This is a genomic window from Streptomyces sp. NPDC055966 (assembly GCF_042269865.1).
In the GTDB taxonomy this organism is placed as follows: Bacteria; Actinomycetota; Actinomycetes; order Streptomycetales; family Streptomycetaceae; genus Streptomyces.
This window is the reverse complement of sequence record NZ_JBHJYK010000002.1, coordinates 133,110-152,004: the sequence shown is the minus strand read 5'-3', so window position 1 is coordinate 152,004 and position 18,895 is coordinate 133,110. Positions and strand designations below refer to the sequence as shown.

14 protein-coding genes and 1 pseudogene are annotated in these 18,895 nt (G+C 73.5%); 10 read left to right on the top strand and 5 right to left on the bottom strand.

Annotated features, from left to right (window positions below; translation table 11 throughout):
- Positions 1–46 precede the first annotated feature (46 nt).
- Entirely contained in the window at positions 47–1,381 is a 1,335-nt protein-coding gene (locus tag ACFC8N_RS05000; RefSeq protein ID WP_376286487.1) for a radical SAM protein, read from the top strand.
- A gap of 227 nt (positions 1,382–1,608) precedes the next feature.
- On the top strand, positions 1,609–3,099 hold the full coding sequence (locus ACFC8N_RS04995) for a cellulose binding domain-containing protein (protein WP_376286484.1): 1,491 nt from the start codon (positions 1,609–1,611) through the stop codon (positions 3,097–3,099).
- A 313-nt stretch (positions 3,100–3,412) separates the two neighbouring features.
- On the opposite strand, the gene ACFC8N_RS04990 is transcribed toward ACFC8N_RS04995, so the two are convergent.
- Positions 3,413–3,544 (bottom strand): hypothetical protein, encoded by a 132-nt coding sequence (locus ACFC8N_RS04990; protein WP_376286481.1) that lies wholly within the window; start codon positions 3,542–3,544, stop codon positions 3,413–3,415.
- Between the two features lie 483 nt (positions 3,545–4,027).
- On the opposite strand from ACFC8N_RS04990, the pseudogene ACFC8N_RS04985 reads away from it, so the two are divergent.
- Positions 4,028–4,594, top strand: a pseudogene (locus ACFC8N_RS04985) (hypothetical protein); the annotation flags it as partial.
- 239 nt (positions 4,595–4,833) lie between these two features.
- Here the strand turns inward: ACFC8N_RS04985 and ACFC8N_RS04980 are convergent.
- Positions 4,834–6,972, bottom strand: coding sequence for a SpoIIE family protein phosphatase (locus ACFC8N_RS04980; protein WP_376286478.1), 2,139 nt, complete (start codon positions 6,970–6,972; stop codon positions 4,834–4,836).
- 394 nt (positions 6,973–7,366) lie between these two features.
- Between ACFC8N_RS04980 and rsgA the strand changes: the two genes are divergently transcribed.
- From rsgA to ACFC8N_RS04960, 4 genes are all read left to right on the top strand, one after another.
- Positions 7,367–8,461, top strand: a complete 1,095-nt coding sequence (rsgA, locus tag ACFC8N_RS04975; protein ID WP_376286475.1) for a ribosome small subunit-dependent GTPase A — start codon at positions 7,367–7,369, stop codon at positions 8,459–8,461.
- A 70-nt stretch (positions 8,462–8,531) separates the two neighbouring features.
- A complete protein-coding gene (locus ACFC8N_RS04970) occupies positions 8,532–9,923 on the top strand; it encodes an AlkA N-terminal domain-containing protein (RefSeq protein WP_376287107.1) in 1,392 nt (463 codons plus the stop codon).
- On the top strand, positions 9,923–10,414 hold the full coding sequence (locus ACFC8N_RS04965) for a methylated-DNA--[protein]-cysteine S-methyltransferase (RefSeq protein ID WP_376286472.1): 492 nt from the start codon (positions 9,923–9,925) through the stop codon (positions 10,412–10,414). Before ACFC8N_RS04970 ends, ACFC8N_RS04965 begins: the two co-directional genes overlap by 1 nt.
- Before the next feature lie 137 nt (positions 10,415–10,551).
- Positions 10,552–11,742 (top strand): GDSL-type esterase/lipase family protein, encoded by a 1,191-nt coding sequence (locus ACFC8N_RS04960; RefSeq protein WP_376286469.1) that lies wholly within the window; start codon positions 10,552–10,554, stop codon positions 11,740–11,742.
- Positions 11,743–11,761: 19 nt separating this feature from the next.
- On the opposite strand, the gene ACFC8N_RS04955 is transcribed toward ACFC8N_RS04960, so the two are convergent.
- Positions 11,762–12,244 carry a DUF456 domain-containing protein gene (locus ACFC8N_RS04955; protein ID WP_356035322.1) on the bottom strand — a complete coding sequence of 161 codons (483 nt, stop codon included), beginning with the start codon at positions 12,242–12,244 and terminating at the stop codon, positions 11,762–11,764.
- Between the two features lie 69 nt (positions 12,245–12,313).
- Positions 12,314–13,294, bottom strand: coding sequence for a helix-turn-helix domain-containing protein (locus tag ACFC8N_RS04950; protein ID WP_362821202.1), 981 nt, complete (start codon positions 13,292–13,294; stop codon positions 12,314–12,316).
- Between the two features lie 478 nt (positions 13,295–13,772).
- Here ACFC8N_RS04950 and ACFC8N_RS04945 point away from each other — a divergent pair, with 478 nt between their 5' ends.
- The 3 genes from ACFC8N_RS04945 (at position 13,773) to ACFC8N_RS04935 (ending at position 17,627) form a co-directional block, all read left to right on the top strand.
- Complete coding sequence (locus tag ACFC8N_RS04945) at positions 13,773–15,077, top strand: protein phosphatase 2C domain-containing protein (RefSeq protein ID WP_356035318.1); 1,305 nt, start codon at positions 13,773–13,775, stop codon at positions 15,075–15,077.
- 27 nt (positions 15,078–15,104) lie between these two features.
- A complete protein-coding gene (locus ACFC8N_RS04940) occupies positions 15,105–16,847 on the top strand; it encodes a pyruvate dehydrogenase (RefSeq protein WP_362821204.1) in 1,743 nt (580 codons plus the stop codon).
- 336 nt (positions 16,848–17,183) lie between these two features.
- A complete protein-coding gene (locus tag ACFC8N_RS04935; protein WP_356035346.1) occupies positions 17,184–17,627 on the top strand; it encodes an ATP-binding protein in 444 nt (147 codons plus the stop codon).
- Positions 17,628–17,705: 78 nt separating this feature from the next.
- On the opposite strand, the gene ACFC8N_RS04930 is transcribed toward ACFC8N_RS04935, so the two are convergent.
- Complete coding sequence (locus ACFC8N_RS04930) at positions 17,706–18,752, bottom strand: DUF2637 domain-containing protein (protein WP_356035313.1); 1,047 nt, start codon at positions 18,750–18,752, stop codon at positions 17,706–17,708.
- Positions 18,753–18,895 lie beyond the last annotated feature (143 nt).

Genomic DNA, 18,895 nt, shown 5'->3' with positions numbered 1-18,895 from the left:
GGCATACGGTGTGACACGTACGCCTGAACCGGGAGGAGACAGACGGATGGGCAGTCGTACCGCGCTGGTCGAGGATCTGATGGAGCGGTTCCCGCAGGTGCCGCGGGAAGCCGTTTTCAAGGAGGACCTGCTCCGCGGCGGCGTCGCCTTCGACCCGTCCGCCCTCAGCGACAACGAGAGCGGCGAGGTCAAGCCGAAGTCGTACTTCATCTTCTCCTTCGACCACGGCACCCTGCCCGAGCTGGGCGAGGCCGCGCTGCGCCGGCCCCCGGAGGAGATCATCCTCACCGGCGGCCCGTACGACCTGCGCCGCACCGTGGTCTCCGTACGGGTGAACCCCGCCTCGCCCTACCGGGTCGCCGCCGACGAGGACGGACTGCTCGGGCTCTACCTCGACGGCGGGCGGATCGCGGACGTCGGCGTGCCGCCCATGCCGGAGTACTACCGGCACACCCTGTCCAACGGGAAGTCCGTGATGGAGGTCGCCCCGACCATCCAGTGGGGCTACCTGATCTACCTCACCGTCTTCCGGGTCTGCCAGTACTTCGGCGCCAAGGAGGAGTGCCAGTACTGCGACATCAACCACAACTGGCGCCAGCAAAAGGCGGCCGGGCGGCCGTACACGGGCGTCAAGGACGTGGAGGAGGTCCTGGAGGCGCTGGAGATCATCGACCGGTACGACACCCAGAAGGCGTCCACCGCGTACACGCTCACCGGCGGAGCCATTACGAAAACGGTTTCCGGGCGCGACGAGGCCGACTTCTACGGCCACTACGCCAAGGCCATCGAGGAGCGCTTCCCGGGCCGCTGGATCGGCAAGGTCGTCGCCCAGGCGCTGCCGCGCGACGACGTGCAGCGGTTCAAGGACTACGGCGTGCAGATCTACCACCCCAACTTCGAGGTGTGGGACCGGAGGCTGTTCGAGCTGTACTGCCCCGGCAAGGAGCGCTACGTCGGCCGCGACGAGTGGCACCGGCGGATCCTGGACTCCGCCGAGGTGTTCGGCGCGCGCAATGTGATCCCCAACTTCGTGGCGGGCGTGGAGATGGCCGAGCCGTTCGGCTTCACGACCGTGGACGAGGCCATCGCGTCGACCACCGAGGGGCTGCGCTTCTTCATGTCGCACGGCATCACGCCCCGCTTCACCACCTGGTGCCCGGAGCCCACCACCCCGCTCGGCAAGGCCAACCCGCAGGGCGCGCCGCTGGAGTACCACATCCGGCTGCTCCAGGCCTACCGGCAGACGATGGACGACTTCGGCCTGTCCTCGCCGCCCGGCTACGGCCCGCCCGGACCCGGCCGCGCGGTCTTCTCGGTCAGCTCCTTCATGGACAGCCTGCCCGCCGCCGACGAGCCCGCGAGCGAACCGGCGGGGCGGTGAGGAGACCCGCAGGGCGGTGAGTGATGCGGCCTCCGCGTCCGTACCAGAGGCGGGAGTCGGGGTTCGTCGCGACGCGCATCCGTCCCGCCACCATGCGTCACCGGATGTGAACAGGCCGCTTGTCAGTTGTGTCGGGGTCGTGAAAGGCTCGGTGCTCTGCCGCGAGGTTCCCTGCAACTCCCTTTCCCCTATGGAGAGTTGACCTCGCTCGTGGATGCAGGAGTCCCATGCCCGACCTGCCGACCCCCCAGGACCCCACCGAGGCCGCGCTGTTCTCGGAGGGCTGGGACGCGGTGCTCAGTTACGCGGACCTGTGCACCTCCGGGTCCGTGACGGCTCATCAACTGGCCACCGAGGCCTTCGCGCTCGGCGTGCGCGAGATCCGCGCGGCCGGGCGCACCCATGTGCGCGGCGCCGGCCGCCGCGGCGCCCGGCTGCCGACGATCCCGGCCCTGCTCACCGCCGTACGCGACACCGCCGCCGCCTGGGAGGCCGGCGGCGACGGGCACAAGCTCGACCCCGAGCTGCGGCTGTGGCTCAACTCCGGTCAGGCAGCCCGCTGTTCGGGGCCGCCGCTGGAGAGGCCGATCGCGCTGCGGGGCCTGCGGGACATGCAGGAGGCCGATGCCTCGCTGCTCTGGCTGGCCGAGGTGGAGGCGCTGCCCCTGCCCGTCGTCGCCCGCCGGCTGGGCCTCGACCCGGCCACCGTCGGCGACGAACTCGACCAGGTCCGCACCCTGTTCCGCGACCGCTGCCACCGGGCCCACCTGGACACCCCGCTGGACGCGCAGTGCCGCTCGTACGCCCGGCTGCTCGACGCGGTCACCCGCTCGCCGGTCGCCGACACCCCCGGCGACCTCTCCCGGCACCTCGCCACCTGCGTGCGCTGCGCCGAGGCCGCGGCCTGCCTGCGGCTGCACGGCGGCGGACTGCCCGCCGCGCTGGCCGGCGGGGTGGTCGGCTGGGGCGGCCTCGCCTACCTGGAGCGCCGCCGGCGCGCCGCCGAGGTCCGCCTCGGCGCCGGCCGCCCCGGTGCCGAGGCGGACCCCGGTGACACCGAGGAGGGCGGCGGCCGCAGCCGGGCGCTGCGCGGGGGGCTGCTCGTCGCCGCCGTCCTGCTGTCGGCGCTCGCGCTCGGCGTGTCGATGATGCCGTTCGGCGGCTCGGGCTCCGGCGACGACACGGCCGCCGGCGGCCGCGACGACCGTCAGCCGGTCGCCGACCCCAGCGTCTCCCGCTCCGCGAGCCGCTCCGCCGCGCCGTCGTCCACCGCAGGCAGCCCGTCCGCGACACCGTCCGCGACCGGTACGGCGGCGAACCCCGGCCGTACGCAGCCGGATCCCGAACCGCAGGGCAGCACCTCCACGGCCGAGCAGCAGTCCGGCGCCGCCGGGGCAGCGGACGTGTCCTGCCGGGTCGCCTACGACGTCGTCAACCAGTGGCCCGCAGGCTTCCAGGCCGCCGTCACCGTCACCACCGACCGGCCCCTCACCGACTGGCGGGTCTCCTGGAGCTTCCACGACGGCCAGCGGGTCGGACAGATGTGGGACGCCACCGTCCACCAGGACGGCTCGCGCGTCACCGCCACCGCCGCCGACTACAACAGGACCGTCGCCGCGCACGGCACCCTGTCCTTCGGCTTCCTCGCCACCTGGCAGGACGCGAACCGGGCACCGTACGGCTTCACACTCAACGGGGCGTCCTGCGCGGCCGGCTGAACAAATGCTTTGACGCCGGGTTCGGCCCGGAGGCTACATCGATCACGCACGCCGAGGTGGTGTGCGCACGAGCGGTGCGAGACAGACGAGGAGGTGTCGACCGATGGCTGTCACGGCGCCGGGCTCTGCCCCCGTCCAGGAACTCCTCAAGTCCACCTCCGTGGCCACCGGCTGATCCGACCGCGTCCGCGCGCCTGCCCGGGGCCACCCTTGTGAAGGGTCTCCCTTGACTTCCACCTCCGCTGTGTTCTCCGCGCCGGCACCCCTCGGCTGGGACGAGGCCTGGGCCGGCGCGTTCGACTCCTACGCCGCCTCAGGGCTGCTGCCCGGCCGGGTCGTACGCGTCGACCGCGGCCAGTGCGATGTCGTCACCGCCGACGGAACCGTCCGCGCCGACACCGAGTTCGTCGTTCCCCGCAGACCCCTCAAAGCGCTGATCCCGCATCCCCCGCTCGCCACTTGGGCCAACAGCGTCAGGTGCGCCCCAGAGGGCGACCGCGTTCCGCTTCCTGTCCGACGTCGGCAGGGTTCAATGCGTGAGTCCGAGGGCTGGCCTGTCGGTGGCTGGACCTCGTTGCGGTCGTGAACCGCGGCTGTCTGGCATGCAGATGTGGGCGTGCACGCCCACCAACACAGTGATACGGGTACTGCAGAGGCCGTCGCTCCGTTCCTCCGGTTGAATGCCTGTGTGGCACGGGACTTGGACTTCGACGAAGACGACCTGCGGGCGCTGGCCGGGCCACGCTCCTTCGAGCGGGGCCAGAAATACCTGGCCGCGGTGACCGCGGTGGAGGTCGGTGACGGCTGGATCACGGGCATCGTTCACGGGACGGACGCCTACCAGGCGGAGCTGACCCTCGACGGCCCGGACGGCCTTGCCGGGGAGTGCGACTGCCCGTACGGCGTGGAGGGCACCTTCTGCAAGCACCTGATCGACTACCTCTGCGACCGCTACGCCCGCGGCGACCGGCTCATCGATGCCGTGGCTCTGCGCCGCACCCAGTTCGCCGCCCGCCGTTCCCTGGTCGCGTACCAGCAGTTGCGTACGGTGGCACGGGCGGCCGGCTGCTGGCAGGTCGAGCGGGAGCCGGCGCTTGTGCTGCTGCGCACCGACGCCGGGCAGCGACAGCGGTCCTGGCACGGCGGCCCGGTCCTGGTCGATGCCCTGCTGGACGACGGGGACGTCGACGCTGCCTGGGGGGGGGCAGCGGCCGAAACGCGTGCGCACGACCGGCAGTGGCTCGCCCTCGCCGACCGGGCCCGCATCGCCCGTCCGGCCGACGCGCTCGGTGTCTACCTGCGGCTGGCAGAACCGCTCATGAAACAGACAGGCAACACCGTCTACGACCAGCTGGCAGGTCTGCTGCTGAGCATGCGCGACTGCCACCACCGCCTGGGCACCGAAGACGAGTTCACCGCGTACCTCGCCGCGCTGCGTGCCGGGCAGAAACGCAAGCGGAACCTGATGCGGCTCCTCGACCAGCACGGCCTGTGACCCTGTCAGAAAGTCGCTGGCGCCCGAATGCGCGCATCCGGGCTGGGATCGCTTCGTGCATGGCTGTTGGCCGCCGCTTTCGGCCGAGTGAGGAACGGGAGGTGTGATCGATGGCTGTCTGTGTGATGGGCGCTGCCCGCGTCCGGAAGTTCATCCACTCCACCTCCGTGGTCTCCGGCCGACCTTCTTGCCTCCTGTGCGCTGTGAGCCCGGCAATGGCTGCTGCGCCTTCGTGACCATCAGGTGGCTGTCACGACCAGCGTGGCCCGGTCATCGAGGGTGGCATCGCCTGCAAACGTGGTGACTGCGGCGGTGATGGACTCGATGAGGACGGCGGCGGTGGGCGTCGTGGTCCGGTCGGCGACGAGCGCGTCGGCCAAGCGGTCCTCGCCGAAGAATTCGCCGTCGGCGGAGCGGGCCTCGGTGATGCCGTCGGTGACCAGGACCAGGCTGTCGCCGGGGCGCAGGTCGATCTCGCACGGGCAGAAGCCGGGGTCGGGACGGATGCCCAGCAGCAGGCCTGGTTGCGTGAGTTCCTCGACCGTGCCGTCGGCTCGGCGCACGAGCGGCGGTACGTGGCCTGCTCGAATCAGGTTGAGCGCGAGGTGAGACGCGGAACGCCGCAGCTCGCCGTAAACGAGTGAAACGAACTGGTCCTCGTCGGCGGAGCCTGCCGTCAACGCGTCGTTGATGGCGGCGACCACCGCCGCCGGGTCGTTCAGGAGGCGGGCGGCGGCGCGTGCGGTGTGGCGGACCAATCCGGTGGTGGTGGCCGCCAGCGCGCCGCGCCCCGACACATCGCCGATCATGAACGCCCAGCGGTCGCCGGACAGCGGGAAGACGTCGTAGAAGTCGCCGCCGACGACGAGTCCTTCACCGGCCGGATGGTAGGAGGCGGCCAGGGTTACGCCGGGAATCCTGGGCAACTCGGGAGGCAGCAGGCCTGCCTGCAGATCGTGGGCCAGCCGGACGCGGTCGGTGAACTGGTGGGCGTTGTCGGCACTCGAAGCGGCCCGGCGGGCGAGCTCCTGGGCCAGGGCGATCGTGTGGCCGTCCAGGGGCAGGGCGGTGGCGAGGAGAGTCAGCGTGCCGAAGGTACGGCCCCGGGTGGCCAGTGGCACGCACACGTATCCCGTGACGCCGGGCTGCGCGACGGGGCTGCCCATGCGGGCCGTCTCGATGGCGCCGGAGGACAGCACGCGGGCGACGGCGGCGTCCACGTCGTCGCACAGCGCGGGGGAGCTGAGGAGCTCTTCCCCCTCCCGGGTCGAGGCGGCGACGGCGATGCGGTGGGTCCGGCCGCGTTCGACCACATGCACGGCACACAACGGTGCCAGGGCCGGAACGGTCAGCCTGGCCATGCGCTGCAGGCTGTCCGAATAGTGCGTCTCGCCCGTGATGGCGGTGCTCGCTTCCAGCAGGAAGGCCAGATCCTCACGGACTGCCTTCTCACGCTCCTGGGCGGCATGCCTCGCCTCCACCGCACGGTGGCGTTCGATGGCCAGCGCGGCTATGCGCGCGAACGCGACGCTGAGCGTCACATCCCTGTCTGCGGGAGCCTTGGGGGTGCGGTGGTACATCGCGAAGGTGCCCAGCAGCCGGCCGTCCGCGTCCTGGATCGGTGTGGACCAGCACGCGGCGACCCCCGCTCGCAGCGCCAGGTCGCGGAAGTCCTTCCACAGGGGGTCGGCGGCGATGTCCGTGACGATCACCGGTTCGTGCCGGAAGGCGGCGGTGCCGCACGAGCCGACACCCTCGCCGATGACTGTCCCGTCGATTGCCTCGTTGTAGAAGTCGGGCAGGCGCGGTGCGGTGCCGTGCCGCAGGCGCTGCCCGTCGGGATCGACGAGCAGTACCGAGACGATCATGTCCGGGGAGCGCTCCTCGATCGCCGTGGCCATGCCGTCGAGGATCTCGGCGAGAGGGGCGTCGCGTGCGATCTGCTCCAGCAGCACGCGCTGCTGCGAGGCCAGGAGATGCGCGTCGTGGTACGCGGTGGTCTCGACCGCTATCACCACGACCCCGTCGATCCGGCCGGCCTCGTCCCAACGGGGCTCGTAGGTGAAGTCGAAGAACCCCTCCCGCTGCCTGCCCGGCTCTCCCAGCATCAGCCGCCCGTCCCGGGCCCGGTATGCGACGCCGGTGCGGTAGACCTCGTCGAGCCGGTCGAGGACGCCCTGCGTAACCAATTCCGGAATCACCTCTCCGACCGGCTCACCGACGCGCACGCGATCGCACCCCACGGCCTCGAAGAATGCCGAGTTCGCCACTTCCAGCAGGTGTCTCGGGCCACTGAGCGCAGCGAAGACCACAGGGGCCTGCTCAAAGAGGTCCGCGTACTCCTCGCTCCGCCGGTCGACGGGGACGGAGCGGACCATGGCCGAATGGTGGGGATCGGAATATATGGACATGACAGGCCGCCCTCTCCTGTCGCCTCCGCCCGCTGACGACGCCGTCTCGCCTCTCCACTCTGACACATGTCTCCGTCGTGTACCGGAGGCGGCCTGGCCGTCTTCCGCGAGGAACGACGTGGGAAATTCTGTGGTGCCGCAGAGCCAGCCCCTCTAGGGTGGGGCTCGCTCCTCGCGGTGGCCGTCGGCTGCCGCGGTCAGTCGTGTGGAGGACGGGAGGTGTAACCGATGGCTCTCTCTGTGACGGGCGCTGCCCGCATCCGGAAGTTCATCCATTCCACCTCTGTGGTCTCCGGCTGACCTCACTCTTCTCCCGCGCCAGTGAGCGCGGTGCCGGGGCCACCCTTGTGAAGGGTCTCCCTTGACTTCCACCTCCCCTGTGTTCTCCGCGCTGGCACCCCTCGGCTGGGACGAGGCCTGGGCCGGCGCGTTCGACTCCTACGCCGCCGCAGGGCTGCTGCCCGGCCGGGTCGTACGGGTCGACCGCGGCCAGTGCGATGTCGTCACCGCCGACGGAACCGTCCGCGCCGACACCGAGTTCGTCGTTCCCCGTGACCCGATGAAGGTCGTGTGCACGGGGGACTGGGTCGCCGTCGACCCCGACGGTGATCCGCGGTACGTCCGGGCGTATCTGCCCCGCCGCACCGCCTTCGTCCGCTCCACCTCCTCCAAGCGGTCCGAGGGGCAGGTCCTCGCCGCCAACGTCGACCACGCCGTCCTCGTCGTGTCCCTCGCCGCCGAACTCGACCTGGGCCGCGTCGAGCGCTTCCTCGCCCTCGCCTGGGAGTCCGGCGCCCAGCCCGTCGTCGTCCTCGGCAAGGCCGACCTCGTGCCGGACCCGGTCACCCTCGCCCACCTCGTGCACGACGTCGAAACCAGCGCGCCCGGCGTACCCGTGCTCGGCGTCAGCGCCCTGCACGGCGACGGACTCGACGCGCTCCTCGCGCGCGTCGGCTCCGGTACGTCCGTGCTGCTCGGCCAGTCCGGCGCGGGCAAGTCCACGCTGGCCAACGCCCTCCTCGGCGAGGACGTCATGGACGTACGGGCCGCGCGGGACGTCGACGGCAAGGGGCGGCACACCACCACCACCCGCAATCTGCTCGTCCTGCCCTCGGGCGGGGTCCTGATCGACACCCCCGGGCTGCGCGGGGTCGGCCTGTTCGACGCCGCGAGCGGGGTCGGGCAGGTGTTCTCCGAGATCGAGGACCTGGCCGGGCGGTGCCGCTTCCACGACTGCGCGCACGAGGCCGAGCCGGGCTGCGCGGTCCGCTCCGCCGTGGACGGCGGGGAGCTGCCCGCTCGGCGGCTGGAGAGCTACCGCAAGCTGATGCGCGAGAACCAGTGGATCGTCGCCAAGACCGACGCACGCGTGCGTGCGGAGCGCGGGCGGCACTGGCGCAGGAAGGAGACCGAGGGCAGGGCGGCGAGGGAGCTCAAGCGGGCGCGCTATCAGTAGGCACGCCCGCAGCGTCGCGTCCGATTTCCGCTAGCCGCGTTCCTCCCCCCGCCCCACACTGGAAGGCGTGATGGACGAGGACAGCAGGTACGAGGCGGTGCGCAGCCGGGACGGGCGGTTCGACGGGGCGTTCTTCTTCGCCGTCGAGACCACCGGGATCTACTGCCGGCCCAGCTGCCCGGCGGTGACGCCCAAGCGGCACAACGTGCGCTTCTTCGCCACGGCCGCCGCCGCGCAGGGATCCGGGTTCCGGGCCTGCCGGCGGTGCCGGCCGGACGCGGTGCCGGGGTCGGCGGAGTGGAACGTACGGGCGGACGTGGTCGGCCGGGCCATGCGGCTGATCTCCGACGGCGTCGTGGACCGCGAGGGCGTCTCCGGGCTCGCCACCCGGCTCGGCTACAGCGCCCGGCAGGTGCAGCGCCAGCTCACCGCCGAGCTCGGCGCCGGACCGGTGGCGCTCGCCCGGGCCCAGCGGGCGCACACCGCGCGGGTGCTGCTCCAGACCACCGGACTGCCCGTCACCGAGATCGCCTTCGCCGCCGGGTTCGCCAGCGTGCGGCAGTTCAACGACACCGTCCGGGAGGTGTACGCCTCGACACCGACCGAGGTGCGCGCCGCCGCCCCCCGCGCCCGGGACGGCCGCTGCGCCGCGCCCGGCGCCGGCATACCGCTGCGGCTCGCCCACCGGGGCCTGTACCAGGCCGCCGCGGTCTTCGACCAGCTGGCGGCCGAGGCGGTCGCCGGGGTCGAGGAGGTCTGCGGCCCGCCGGGCGGCCGTACCTACCGGCGCACCCTGCGGCTGCCGTACGGCACCGGGATCGCAGCCGTCGAGGAGCGCGCCCGGGCGGCGCGCACCGGCACCGGCACCCGGCCGGGCGGCTGGCTCGACGCGCGGCTGCACCTGACCGACCCCCGGGACCTGACGACCGCGGTGCAGCGGCTGCGGCGGCTGTTCGACCTCGACGCCGACCCGTACGCCGTCGACGAACGGCTCGGCGCCGACCCGCGGCTCGCCCCGCTCGTCGCCGCCCGGCCCGGACTGCGCTCGCCCGGCGCCGTCGACCCGCTGGAGCCCGCCGTGCGCGCACTGGTGGGCAGGGCGGGCGCCGAGCCGCTGGTGCGGCGCTACGGCAAGGCGCTCGACGCGCCCTGCGGCAGTCTGACCCATCTCTTCCCGGAGCCCGCCGTGCTCGCCGAGGCCGTGCCCGACGGCCCGCTGCGCGCGCTCGCCGCGGCCCTCGCCGACGGCACCCTGCGGCTGGACGCGGGCGCCGACCGGGACGACGCCGCGGCCGCCCTGCTCGCCCTGCCCGGCATGGACCCGGCCGCCGTCGCCGCCGTCCGCGTCCGCGCCCTCGGCGATCCGGACGTCGCCCCGCCCGGCACCGAGGTCCCCGACGCCTGGCGGCCCTGGCGGTCGTACGCCGTCCAACACCTGTGTGTGGCAGGGGAGTCGGACTGATGGCCGACACGTACTGGACGCGCCTCGACTCCCCGGTCGGCACGCTGCTGCTCACCGCCGCCGCGGACGGGGCGCTGACCTCGCTGTCCGTGCCCGGGCAGAAGGGCGGGCGGAGCGTCGAGGAGGGGTGGCGGTGCGACCCGGGGCCGTTCCGCGCCGCCGCGGACCAGCTCGGCGCCTACTTCGCCGGTGAACTCACCGTGTTCCGGCTCCCGTTGGCCGCGCACGGCACCGTGTTCCGGCAGCGGGTGTGGGCCGCGCTGGACGAGGTGCCGTACGGCAGCACGGTCACCTACGGCGAGATCGCCACGCGCATCGGCGCCTCCCGCGCGGCCGTGCGCGCCGTCGGCGGGGCGATCGGCGCCAACCCCCTGCTGATCGTGCGCCCCTGCCACCGGGTGATCGGCGCGGACGGCTCGCTGACCGGATACGCGGGCGGCCTCGACCGCAAGGTCCTGCTGCTGACCCTGGAGGGCGCGCTGCACGGCTAGCGCCGCCGACGCCCTCGTGTTCCGATGCCACGCCCCGTTACGCCGAGCGGGTGGATCACCGTGCACGCTGCGGGGGGTACGGGCCGGGCGTGTGGGACGGTCGCCTCCGACGGGCCACGGGGAAGGCGGGCGCAGACATGGCCAAGGTCGGACGGATCCTCGCGGTGCTGCTGCTGGCCGTGCTGCCCGGCCTGGCGGCGCCGGCCCTCGCCCACCCGCAGCCGGCGGCGCTGCCCCTGTGGACCGGCAGCTGGGAGACCGCCCCGTCCGGGACCGCCGCGGCCCGGCCCGGCGCCGCCATCCGCAACGTCGTCCACCTCAGCTGCGGCGGCGACGCGGTGCGCGTACGGCTCAGCAACCGGTTCGGCACCGCGCCCCTGAGCCTCGGCGCGGTCACCGTCGCGCTGCGCGCGGCGGCCGGCGCGGACGCCCTGCCCGGCACGCTGCGCACCGCCACCTTCCAGGGCGCCCCGGCCGTCACCGTGGCGCCGGGCCAGGACACGGTCACCGACCCGGTGCCGCTGCGCGTCCCGGCCGCCGCCGACCTCCTCGTCACCGTGTACACCCCCGGCGACAGCGGCCCCGCGACCACGCACCAGACCGCCCTCCAGACCAGCTACCTGGCCGCCGACGGCGTGGGCCGCGCCGCCGACGAGGACGGCACCGGCTACACGGACACCGTCACCCGCTGGTACTACGTCACCGGCGTCGACGTCCTCGGCGACTGCGTCGGCAGCGTCGCCGCGTTCGGCGACTCCCTCACCGACGGGACCGGTTCCACCCCCGACACCAACCACCGCTGGCCCGACCGGCTCGCCGCCACGCTGCGGGCCGGCCGGTACGGCGTCCTCAACGCCGGCATCTCCGGGAACCGGCTGCTGCACGACGGCGTCGGGCCGCGCGCCCTCACCCGGCTCGACCCCGACGCCCTGGACCGCGCGGGCGTACGGGTCCTGGTGGTCCTGGAGGGCATCAACGACATCAAGGGCACCCCCGCGGCCGACGACGTCACCGCCTACGCCGACGCCTACCGCACGCTCGTCGCCCGCGCCCACGCCCGGGGCATCCGGGTCATCGGTGTCACCCTCACCCCGTTCCGCGGCTTCGCCGCCTACACCGACGCCCGCGAGGCGGTACGGCAGCAGGTGAACGGCTTCATCCGCACCGGCGGCGCCTTCGACGCGGTCGCCGACGCCGACGCCGCCGTCCGCGACCCCGACGATCAGGGCTGCATCCTGCCCGCCTACGACCCCGGCGACCACCTGCACTTCAACGACACCGGCATGGCCGCCGTCGCCGACACCGTCCTCAAGGCCCTGACCGCCTGAGGCACGCCGTCGAACGCGGTCAGCCCCACAGCACCGCCCCCAGCCACGCGCCCGCGATCAGCAGGCAGGCGAACAGTTCGGCCAGCACGCTGGAGCCGCCCGAGCGCATCGCCGTACGCAGCGCGGCCATCGCCTCGCCGTGCCGGCCCAGGCGCAGCCGCTCGTGCAGGTAGATCCCGGCCATGAAGCCCGGCAGCGCGCCCACCACCGGAAGCAGGACGAAGCCGAGGAACGCCCCGCCGCCCGCATACACCGCCATCCGCGGCGTGGCACCGCTCTGCCGCAGCCGGCGCGGCGGCAGCGCCCAGCGCACGGCCAGCGACAGCAGCAGCACGGCGGTCGCACCCACCAGGACGGACCAGGCCAGCGGCTGCGGATCCGTCAGCGCCCACCACAGCACCGCGGCCCACACCAGCCACGACCCCGGCACCCCGGGCACCAGCACTCCGCACAGGCCGAGCACGATCACCACGCCGACCAGCAGGAGTTCCGACACTCCCATCTGCCCAGAGTGCCGGAGAAGCCACGGAACGGCAGGACCGCGCCCCGGGACAGCGGCGCGGGGCGCTGCTCAGGAGCGGGTGACCCAGCCCCGTTCGAAGGCGTGCCAGCCCAGTTGCAGTCGCGTCGTCACACCGGCCAGCTCCATCAGCCGCCGCACCCGGCGCTGCACCGTGCGCAGGCCCAGATCGAGCTGTTTCGCCACGCTCGCGTCGGTCAGCCCGGCCAGCAGCAGCGACAGCACCTCCAGATCGGTGCCGTCCGGGCCGTCCGGCCGCTCCTCGGCCGCCCCCGACGCGCCGATGCGCAGCGGCAGCGCCTCCCGCCACACCGACTCGAACAGCCCGGCGAGCAGCTCCAGCAGCCCGCTGGCGTGCACCACCAGCGCGGCCGGCTCCGCCGTCGTCGAGGTGAGCGGCACCATCGCCAGCGAGCGGTCGGCCACGACCAGCTTCGTCGGCACCCGGTCCGTCACCCGCACCCGCTCGTCGCGGCCGAGGGCGGCCGTCAGCTCGGTCACCGCGTGCGGCAGGTCCAGTGCCGCGCGCTCCACGACCACCCGGTAGCGCACCCCGCGTGCCGCCGCCCGCTCCTCCGCCTCGTTCTCCATGCCGGACACGACCTGGGGACGGGCGGTGACCAGCGCGCACACCTCCTGCGCCGCGCCCAGCTGGAGCTGGAGGAAGCGCTGGGCGACCGCCGAGGCGCCGGTGACCACCTCCACCAGGTCGTGCACCGCCGGTTCGGCCGCCGCCGCCCGGTACTCCTGCGCGAGCACGGCCGCCGCCAGCTCCGCCTTCTCCAGTTCGTGCCGCTGCTGGGTGAGCAGCGCGCCGAGCGCGACCCCCGGCGGAGCGGCCACCCAGCGGCCGGGCCGGGCCGGGGACTGCGCGGCGAGCCCCTGCCGCTCCAGCCGGCGCAGCGCCCGCTCCGTGTCCGGCTCGGCCAGCGTCAGACGGCGCGCCAGATCGCCCACCTCGGCCGCGCCGACGGACACCAGCGCCCGGTACGCCGCCTCGTGCGTGTCGTCCAGCCCTATCGCTGCCAGCATCGGCCTTCGCCCCTCCCACGAGCCACCACACGCCACGGTCACGTCCTTTCGGCGGGCCCGGCCTGGCGGAAACCGGCCACGGCGCAAACCCGCCGCGGAACATCATCGCCGCTGTGCGGGTGACTCTGCCAAGGTGGCAGCACCTGGGGCAGGTGGTCGCGATCGCGATTCACAGCCTCGTCTCAGGAAACCAAGCCACAATCCGGCCATCCGACCGGAGCCGTTCACCCGGCCCGGTCGCGCGGAACGTGGCCCGGGCCCGTACGTGTGCGAGACACGCGAAGGGGATTCGGGGCCGGGCCACCGCGGACGTCGCCGGGCGGTCCTCCCGTGGGGGGTGGGGCCGCCCGGCGGCCATCAGCCTTCTTTCGTACGGCAGTTCACCCCCTCACCCGACCTGCTGCCGGGTGTGGCCGTGGGCGGCGGAATTTCCCGATGCGCCGTTTCCCCGCGGCCCCCGCGGTGGACAATTACCGGCATGAGCCAGCAGGGGGGAAGGCCCGCCCGTTCCGAGGACGACTGGTGGGGGCAGCTGTACGACGACTCCACCGCGGACACGGGCCCCACGACGGCACCCGATTCCCTGGACGACCGCTTCGCCTCCGCGAAGAACACGGTGACGGGACCGCGTACAGGGGGCACGGGGAGCACCGGGGGCACCGGGAGCGCGCAGGACCGGGCGCCCGGGGAGCCCGCGCTGCCATCGCAGCGCACGACCGGGCCCCCGGCCACCCCCGAACAGCCCGCCACCGCCGCCGCGCCCCCGGAACCGGCACCGGCCCCGGAACCGGCACCGGTGCCGAACTCCTCCTCACCAGCGGTCCCGCCCCCGCCGCCCTCCGCGCTCGACTACGTGGGGTCCGGGCCGCCCACCTACGACCCCGAGCCGACCGCGCTGCCCGTCGCCGAGCCCGACGCGCTGGGGGAGCTGGTCGCGGACACCGTGCTGGACGGGGCCCGGTACGGGGCGTGCACGCTGCGGGCCGTGTCGTTGCGGGGGGACTCGGCGCGGTTCAGGGGCGAGCCGCGGCGGGACGCGGTGCTCACCGCGCGGTTCGGGACGGGGGAGCGGGCGCTGGTGCTCGTCGCGGTGGCGACCGGGGCGCGGGCCACGCCGGGGGCGCATCTGGCCGCGGCCGAGGCGTGCCGGTGGATCGGGCGGGCCGTGGGGCGCAGCCACCCCGGGCTGGTGGAGGACATCCGGGCGGCCCGGCGCGGCGAGCTGAAGTCGGGGCTGGGCCGGCTGGCCGACCGCAGCCTCGGCAGGCTCCGGGCGAGCGCGGCCGAGCAGGGCCTCGACCCCGGGGAGTACACGGCGAGCCTGCGCTGTCTGCTGCTGCCGGGTGATCCGGACTGCCGTACGCGCGTGTTCTTCGGCGTCGGCGACGGAGGGCTGTTCCGGCTGCGGGACGGCGTCTGGCAGGACATCGAGCCGCAGCCCGCGCCGGACGACGACACCGCCGCGCCCCTGACGTCCGAGGGCGACCGGTTCACCATGGACCTCGGCATCCCCACCCCGCCGAGCCCGTACGAGCCGGCCCCGCAGCCGCCGCGCGAGCCGTTCCGCTTCCGCGCCTGCCTCGCCCGGCCGGGTGACGCCCTGGTGATGTGCAGCGCCGGCCTGGCCGAGCCGCTGCGCGGCGAGCCCGCGCTCGGCGCCTACCTGGCCCGCCGCTGGTCCGGTCGCACCCCGCCCGGCCTCGCCGCGTTCCTCGCGGACACCCAGGTGCGGGTGAAGGGTTACGCCGACGACCGTACGGCGGCGGCCGTGTGGGAGGCGTGAGCGCCGGCCCTGTGACTGTATGGAGGCATGGCCAAACAGAACGTCGCCGAGCAGTTCGTCGACATCCTCGTCCGCGCCGGCGTACGCCGTCTGTACGGGGTGGTCGGCGACAGCCTCAACCCCGTCGTGGACGCCGTGCGCCGCAACTCCGCCATCGACTGGATCCATGTCCGCCACGAGGAGAGCGCCGCGTTCGCGGCCGGGGCCGAGGCGCAGATCACCGGCAGGCTGGCCGCCTGCGCCGGCTCCTGCGGCCCGGGCAACCTGCACCTGATCAACGGCCTCTACGACGCCCACCGCTCGATGGCCCCGGTGCTCGCCCTCGCCTCGCAGATCCCCTCCAGCGAGATCGGCCTCGGCTACTTCCAGGAGACCCACCCCGACCGGCTCTTCCAGGAGTGCAGCCACTACAGCGAGCTGATCTCCAACGCCCGGCAGATGCCCCGGCTGCTCCAGAGCGCCATCCAGCACGCGGTCGGCCGAAGCGGCGTGAGCGTCGTCTCGCTGCCCGGTGACATCGCCGCCGAGCCGGCCCCGGAGAAGGCCGCGCAGAGCGCCCTCGTCACCTCCCGGCCCACCGTCCGCCCCGGCGACGCCGAGATCGACGCGCTCGCCGGGATGATCGACGAGGCCGGCCGGGTCACCCTGTTCTGCGGCAGCGGCACCGCCGGCGCGCACGCCGAGGTGATGGAGTTCGCCGGGCGGATCAAGTCGCCGGTGGGGCACGCCCTGCGCGGCAAGGAGTGGATCCAGTACGACAACCCGTACGACGTCGGCATGAGCGGCCTGCTCGGCTACGGCGCCGCCTACGAGGCCACCCACGGGTGCGACCTGCTGATCCTGCTCGGCACCGACTTCCCGTACAACGCCTTCCTGCCCGACGACGTAAGGATCGCGCAGGTCGACGTACGGCCCGAGGTGCTCGGCCGCCGCTCGCGGCTCGACCTCGCGGTGTGGGGCGACGTACGCGAGACGCTGCGCTGTCTGATCCCGCGGGTGAAGGAGAAGACCGACCGGCGTTTCCTCGACCGGATGCTGAAGAAACACGCCGACGCGCTGGAGGGCGTGGTCAAGGCCTACACCCGCAAGGTCGACAAGCACATCCCGATCCACCCCGAGTACGTGGCCGCCGTCCTCGACGAAGTCGCCGACGACGACGCCGTGTTCACCGTCGACACCGGCATGTGCAACGTGTGGGCGGCCCGCTACGTCTCGCCCAACGGGCGCCGCCGGATCATCGGTTCGTTCTCGCACGGGTCGATGGCGAACGCGCTGCCCATGGCGATCGGCGCCCAGTTCACCGACCGGGGCCGGCAGGTGGTGTCGATGTCGGGCGACGGCGGGTTCGCCATGCTGATGGGCGACTTCCTCACGCTCGTGCAGTACGACCTCCCCGTCAAGGTCGTCCTGTTCGACAACTCCTCCCTCGGCATGGTCGAGCTGGAGATGCTGGTCGCCGGACTGCCCTCGTACGGCACCGCCAACGTCAACCCCGACTTCGCCGCCGTCGCGCGGGCCTGCGGGGCGTACGGGGTGCGGGTGGAGAAGCCCAAGCAGCTCGCCGGGGCGCTCAGGGACGCCTTCAAGCACCGGGGACCGGCGCTGGTGGACGTCGTCACCGACCCCAACGCGCTGTCCATCCCGCCGAAGATCAGCGCCGAGATGGTCACCGGGTTCGCGCTGTCCGCGTCCAGGATCGTGCTGGACGGCGGCGTCGGCCGGATGCTCCAGATGGCCCGCTCCAATCTGCGCAACGTGCCGCGGCCCTAGGCCGCCTCCTCATGGCGACCGGAGGGGCGGGTTTCGGCCAGTTTCACGGGGTGTGACGGGGTGCCGACGGCCGGTGCCGGGCGCATCTGCCCGGCCGTTCCGGGGCGTCCGTGGCGGCCGGCGCCCTCCCGGGAGGCCGGGACGCGGGTGCGGCACGGCCCGCCGGGCGGCCCGCACGCCCCGCGCCCGTGGCCGAACAGCGGTCCTCGGGCGGGGGCCAGGACTGCCGGGGTTTCTGCTGGGCAAGCATCCCCCGTGAACGTGTTCGACCAGGAGGGGCAGGGGGACATCGTGCGGGCGGGGGTCATGAAGAGGCAGGCACGAGGGGGCGGGCCCATGGTCGTCGGGGCCGCCACGGACACGACGGGGGAAGAGGCCGGCACCACCACGGACCACGCGCACCGGTTCCGGCGCAGGCTGGGGCGGGCGGATCTGCGGGCGGTGCCCGAGGCTCGGCGGGAGCTGCGCGAACTGCTGCGGCACTGGGGCAAGCCCGGCCGCTCGGAGATCGCCGAACTGCTCACCAGCGAACTGGTCACCAACGCGCTCGTCCACACCGACGACGACGCGGTCCTCACGGCCGTCGTGGCGCCGGGCGGACTGCGCGTGGAGGTACGGGACTTCGTGGCCGGCAGACCGGAGCCGCGAGGGCCGGAGACGGACGAGGACACCCACGGCCGGGGCCTGGTGCTGGTGCAGTCCCTCGCGGACGCCTGGGGCGTACGGCCGCACGGCGTGGGCAAGTCGGTGTGGTTCGAACTGGGCGCCGAGGCGGCGTGAGCGCGCGGGCGGCGCACAACGGGCCGGGGGCGTGACCCGTACGGTCACGCCCCCGGCCCGGAACAGGCGTACGGCGTCCTAGCCGAACTGCTGCTCCAGGTCCTTCAGCTTGCGCTCCAGGGAGTCCAGGCGCGGCAGTGCCATGGTGTCGTCCTCCGCGGTGAGATCGACGGTCACCGGCTCAGATCCGCTGCGGACCGGCTGCAGGGAGGGACGGGCGCGCACGGGCAGTTGCTCCGCGCCGGATATGGCAGGCTCCGCGGCGACTTCGGCGGGGGCGCGCTCGACGGCGCCCACCTCGACCTCGACCTGGCGGCCGGCGCGTCCGACGAAGCCGCGGTGGCCCCGGCTGATGGCCTTCAGCTGGGCGCGCTCGATGCGCTGCTGGTCACGCCTGCGCTGCCGCGTCTCGTCCTTCTGCCGCTTGTCGTCGCGGACCTCCTCGACCGCCTCGTCGAGGCTGCGCACGCCCTCCAGGAGCATCAGCGACCAGGCCTTGTAGGTCTCGCGGGGGGCGCGCAGCCAGCGCACGATGCGGATCTGCGGCAGCGGACGCGGCACCAGGCCCTGCTCGCGCAGCGCGGCCCGGCGGGTCTGCTTCAGGGCGCGGTCGAACAGGACGGCCGCCGACAGCGACATGCCGGAGAAGAACTGGGGGGCACCGGCGTGGCCGGCGCCCCGGGGCGCGTGCACCCAGTTGAACCAGGCCGCCGCGGCGGCGAACATCCACACGAGGATCCGGGAGCCGAGCGCCGCGTCACCGTGGCTGGCCTCGCGCACGGCGAGCACCGAGCAGAACATCGCCGCGCCGTCCAGGCCGAACGGCACCAGGTACTGCCAGCCGTCCGTCAGCCCCAGGTTCTGCTCGCCGAAGCCGACGAGACCGTGGAAGGAGAGGGCTGCGGCGACCGCCGCACAGCAGAACAGGAGCACATAGGAGGCCGTGCCGTAGATGGCCTCTTTGCGTCTGCGGCGCTCCTCGCTGCGCTCCCAGGAGTCGTCCGCGCTCGCGTTCTCCCCGGAGGAGCGCTTGCCGCGCGCGAGCACCGCCACCGCCGCCAGCATGCCCAGGAGCAGTACGGCGCCCGGAAGCAGCCAGTTCAGCGATATGTCGGTCAGCTTCATCAGGGGTCCCTTGCATTGGGATAGGGCGTAACGCCCGCCATAGTGGCCCACGCCCGACGGCCCTCAGGGGGTTTCGGGGCAAGAGGCCGCCAAGGAGGTGCAAGGGGATGCCCACGGACGGCGTTCTGCTCGAACTGCCGCAT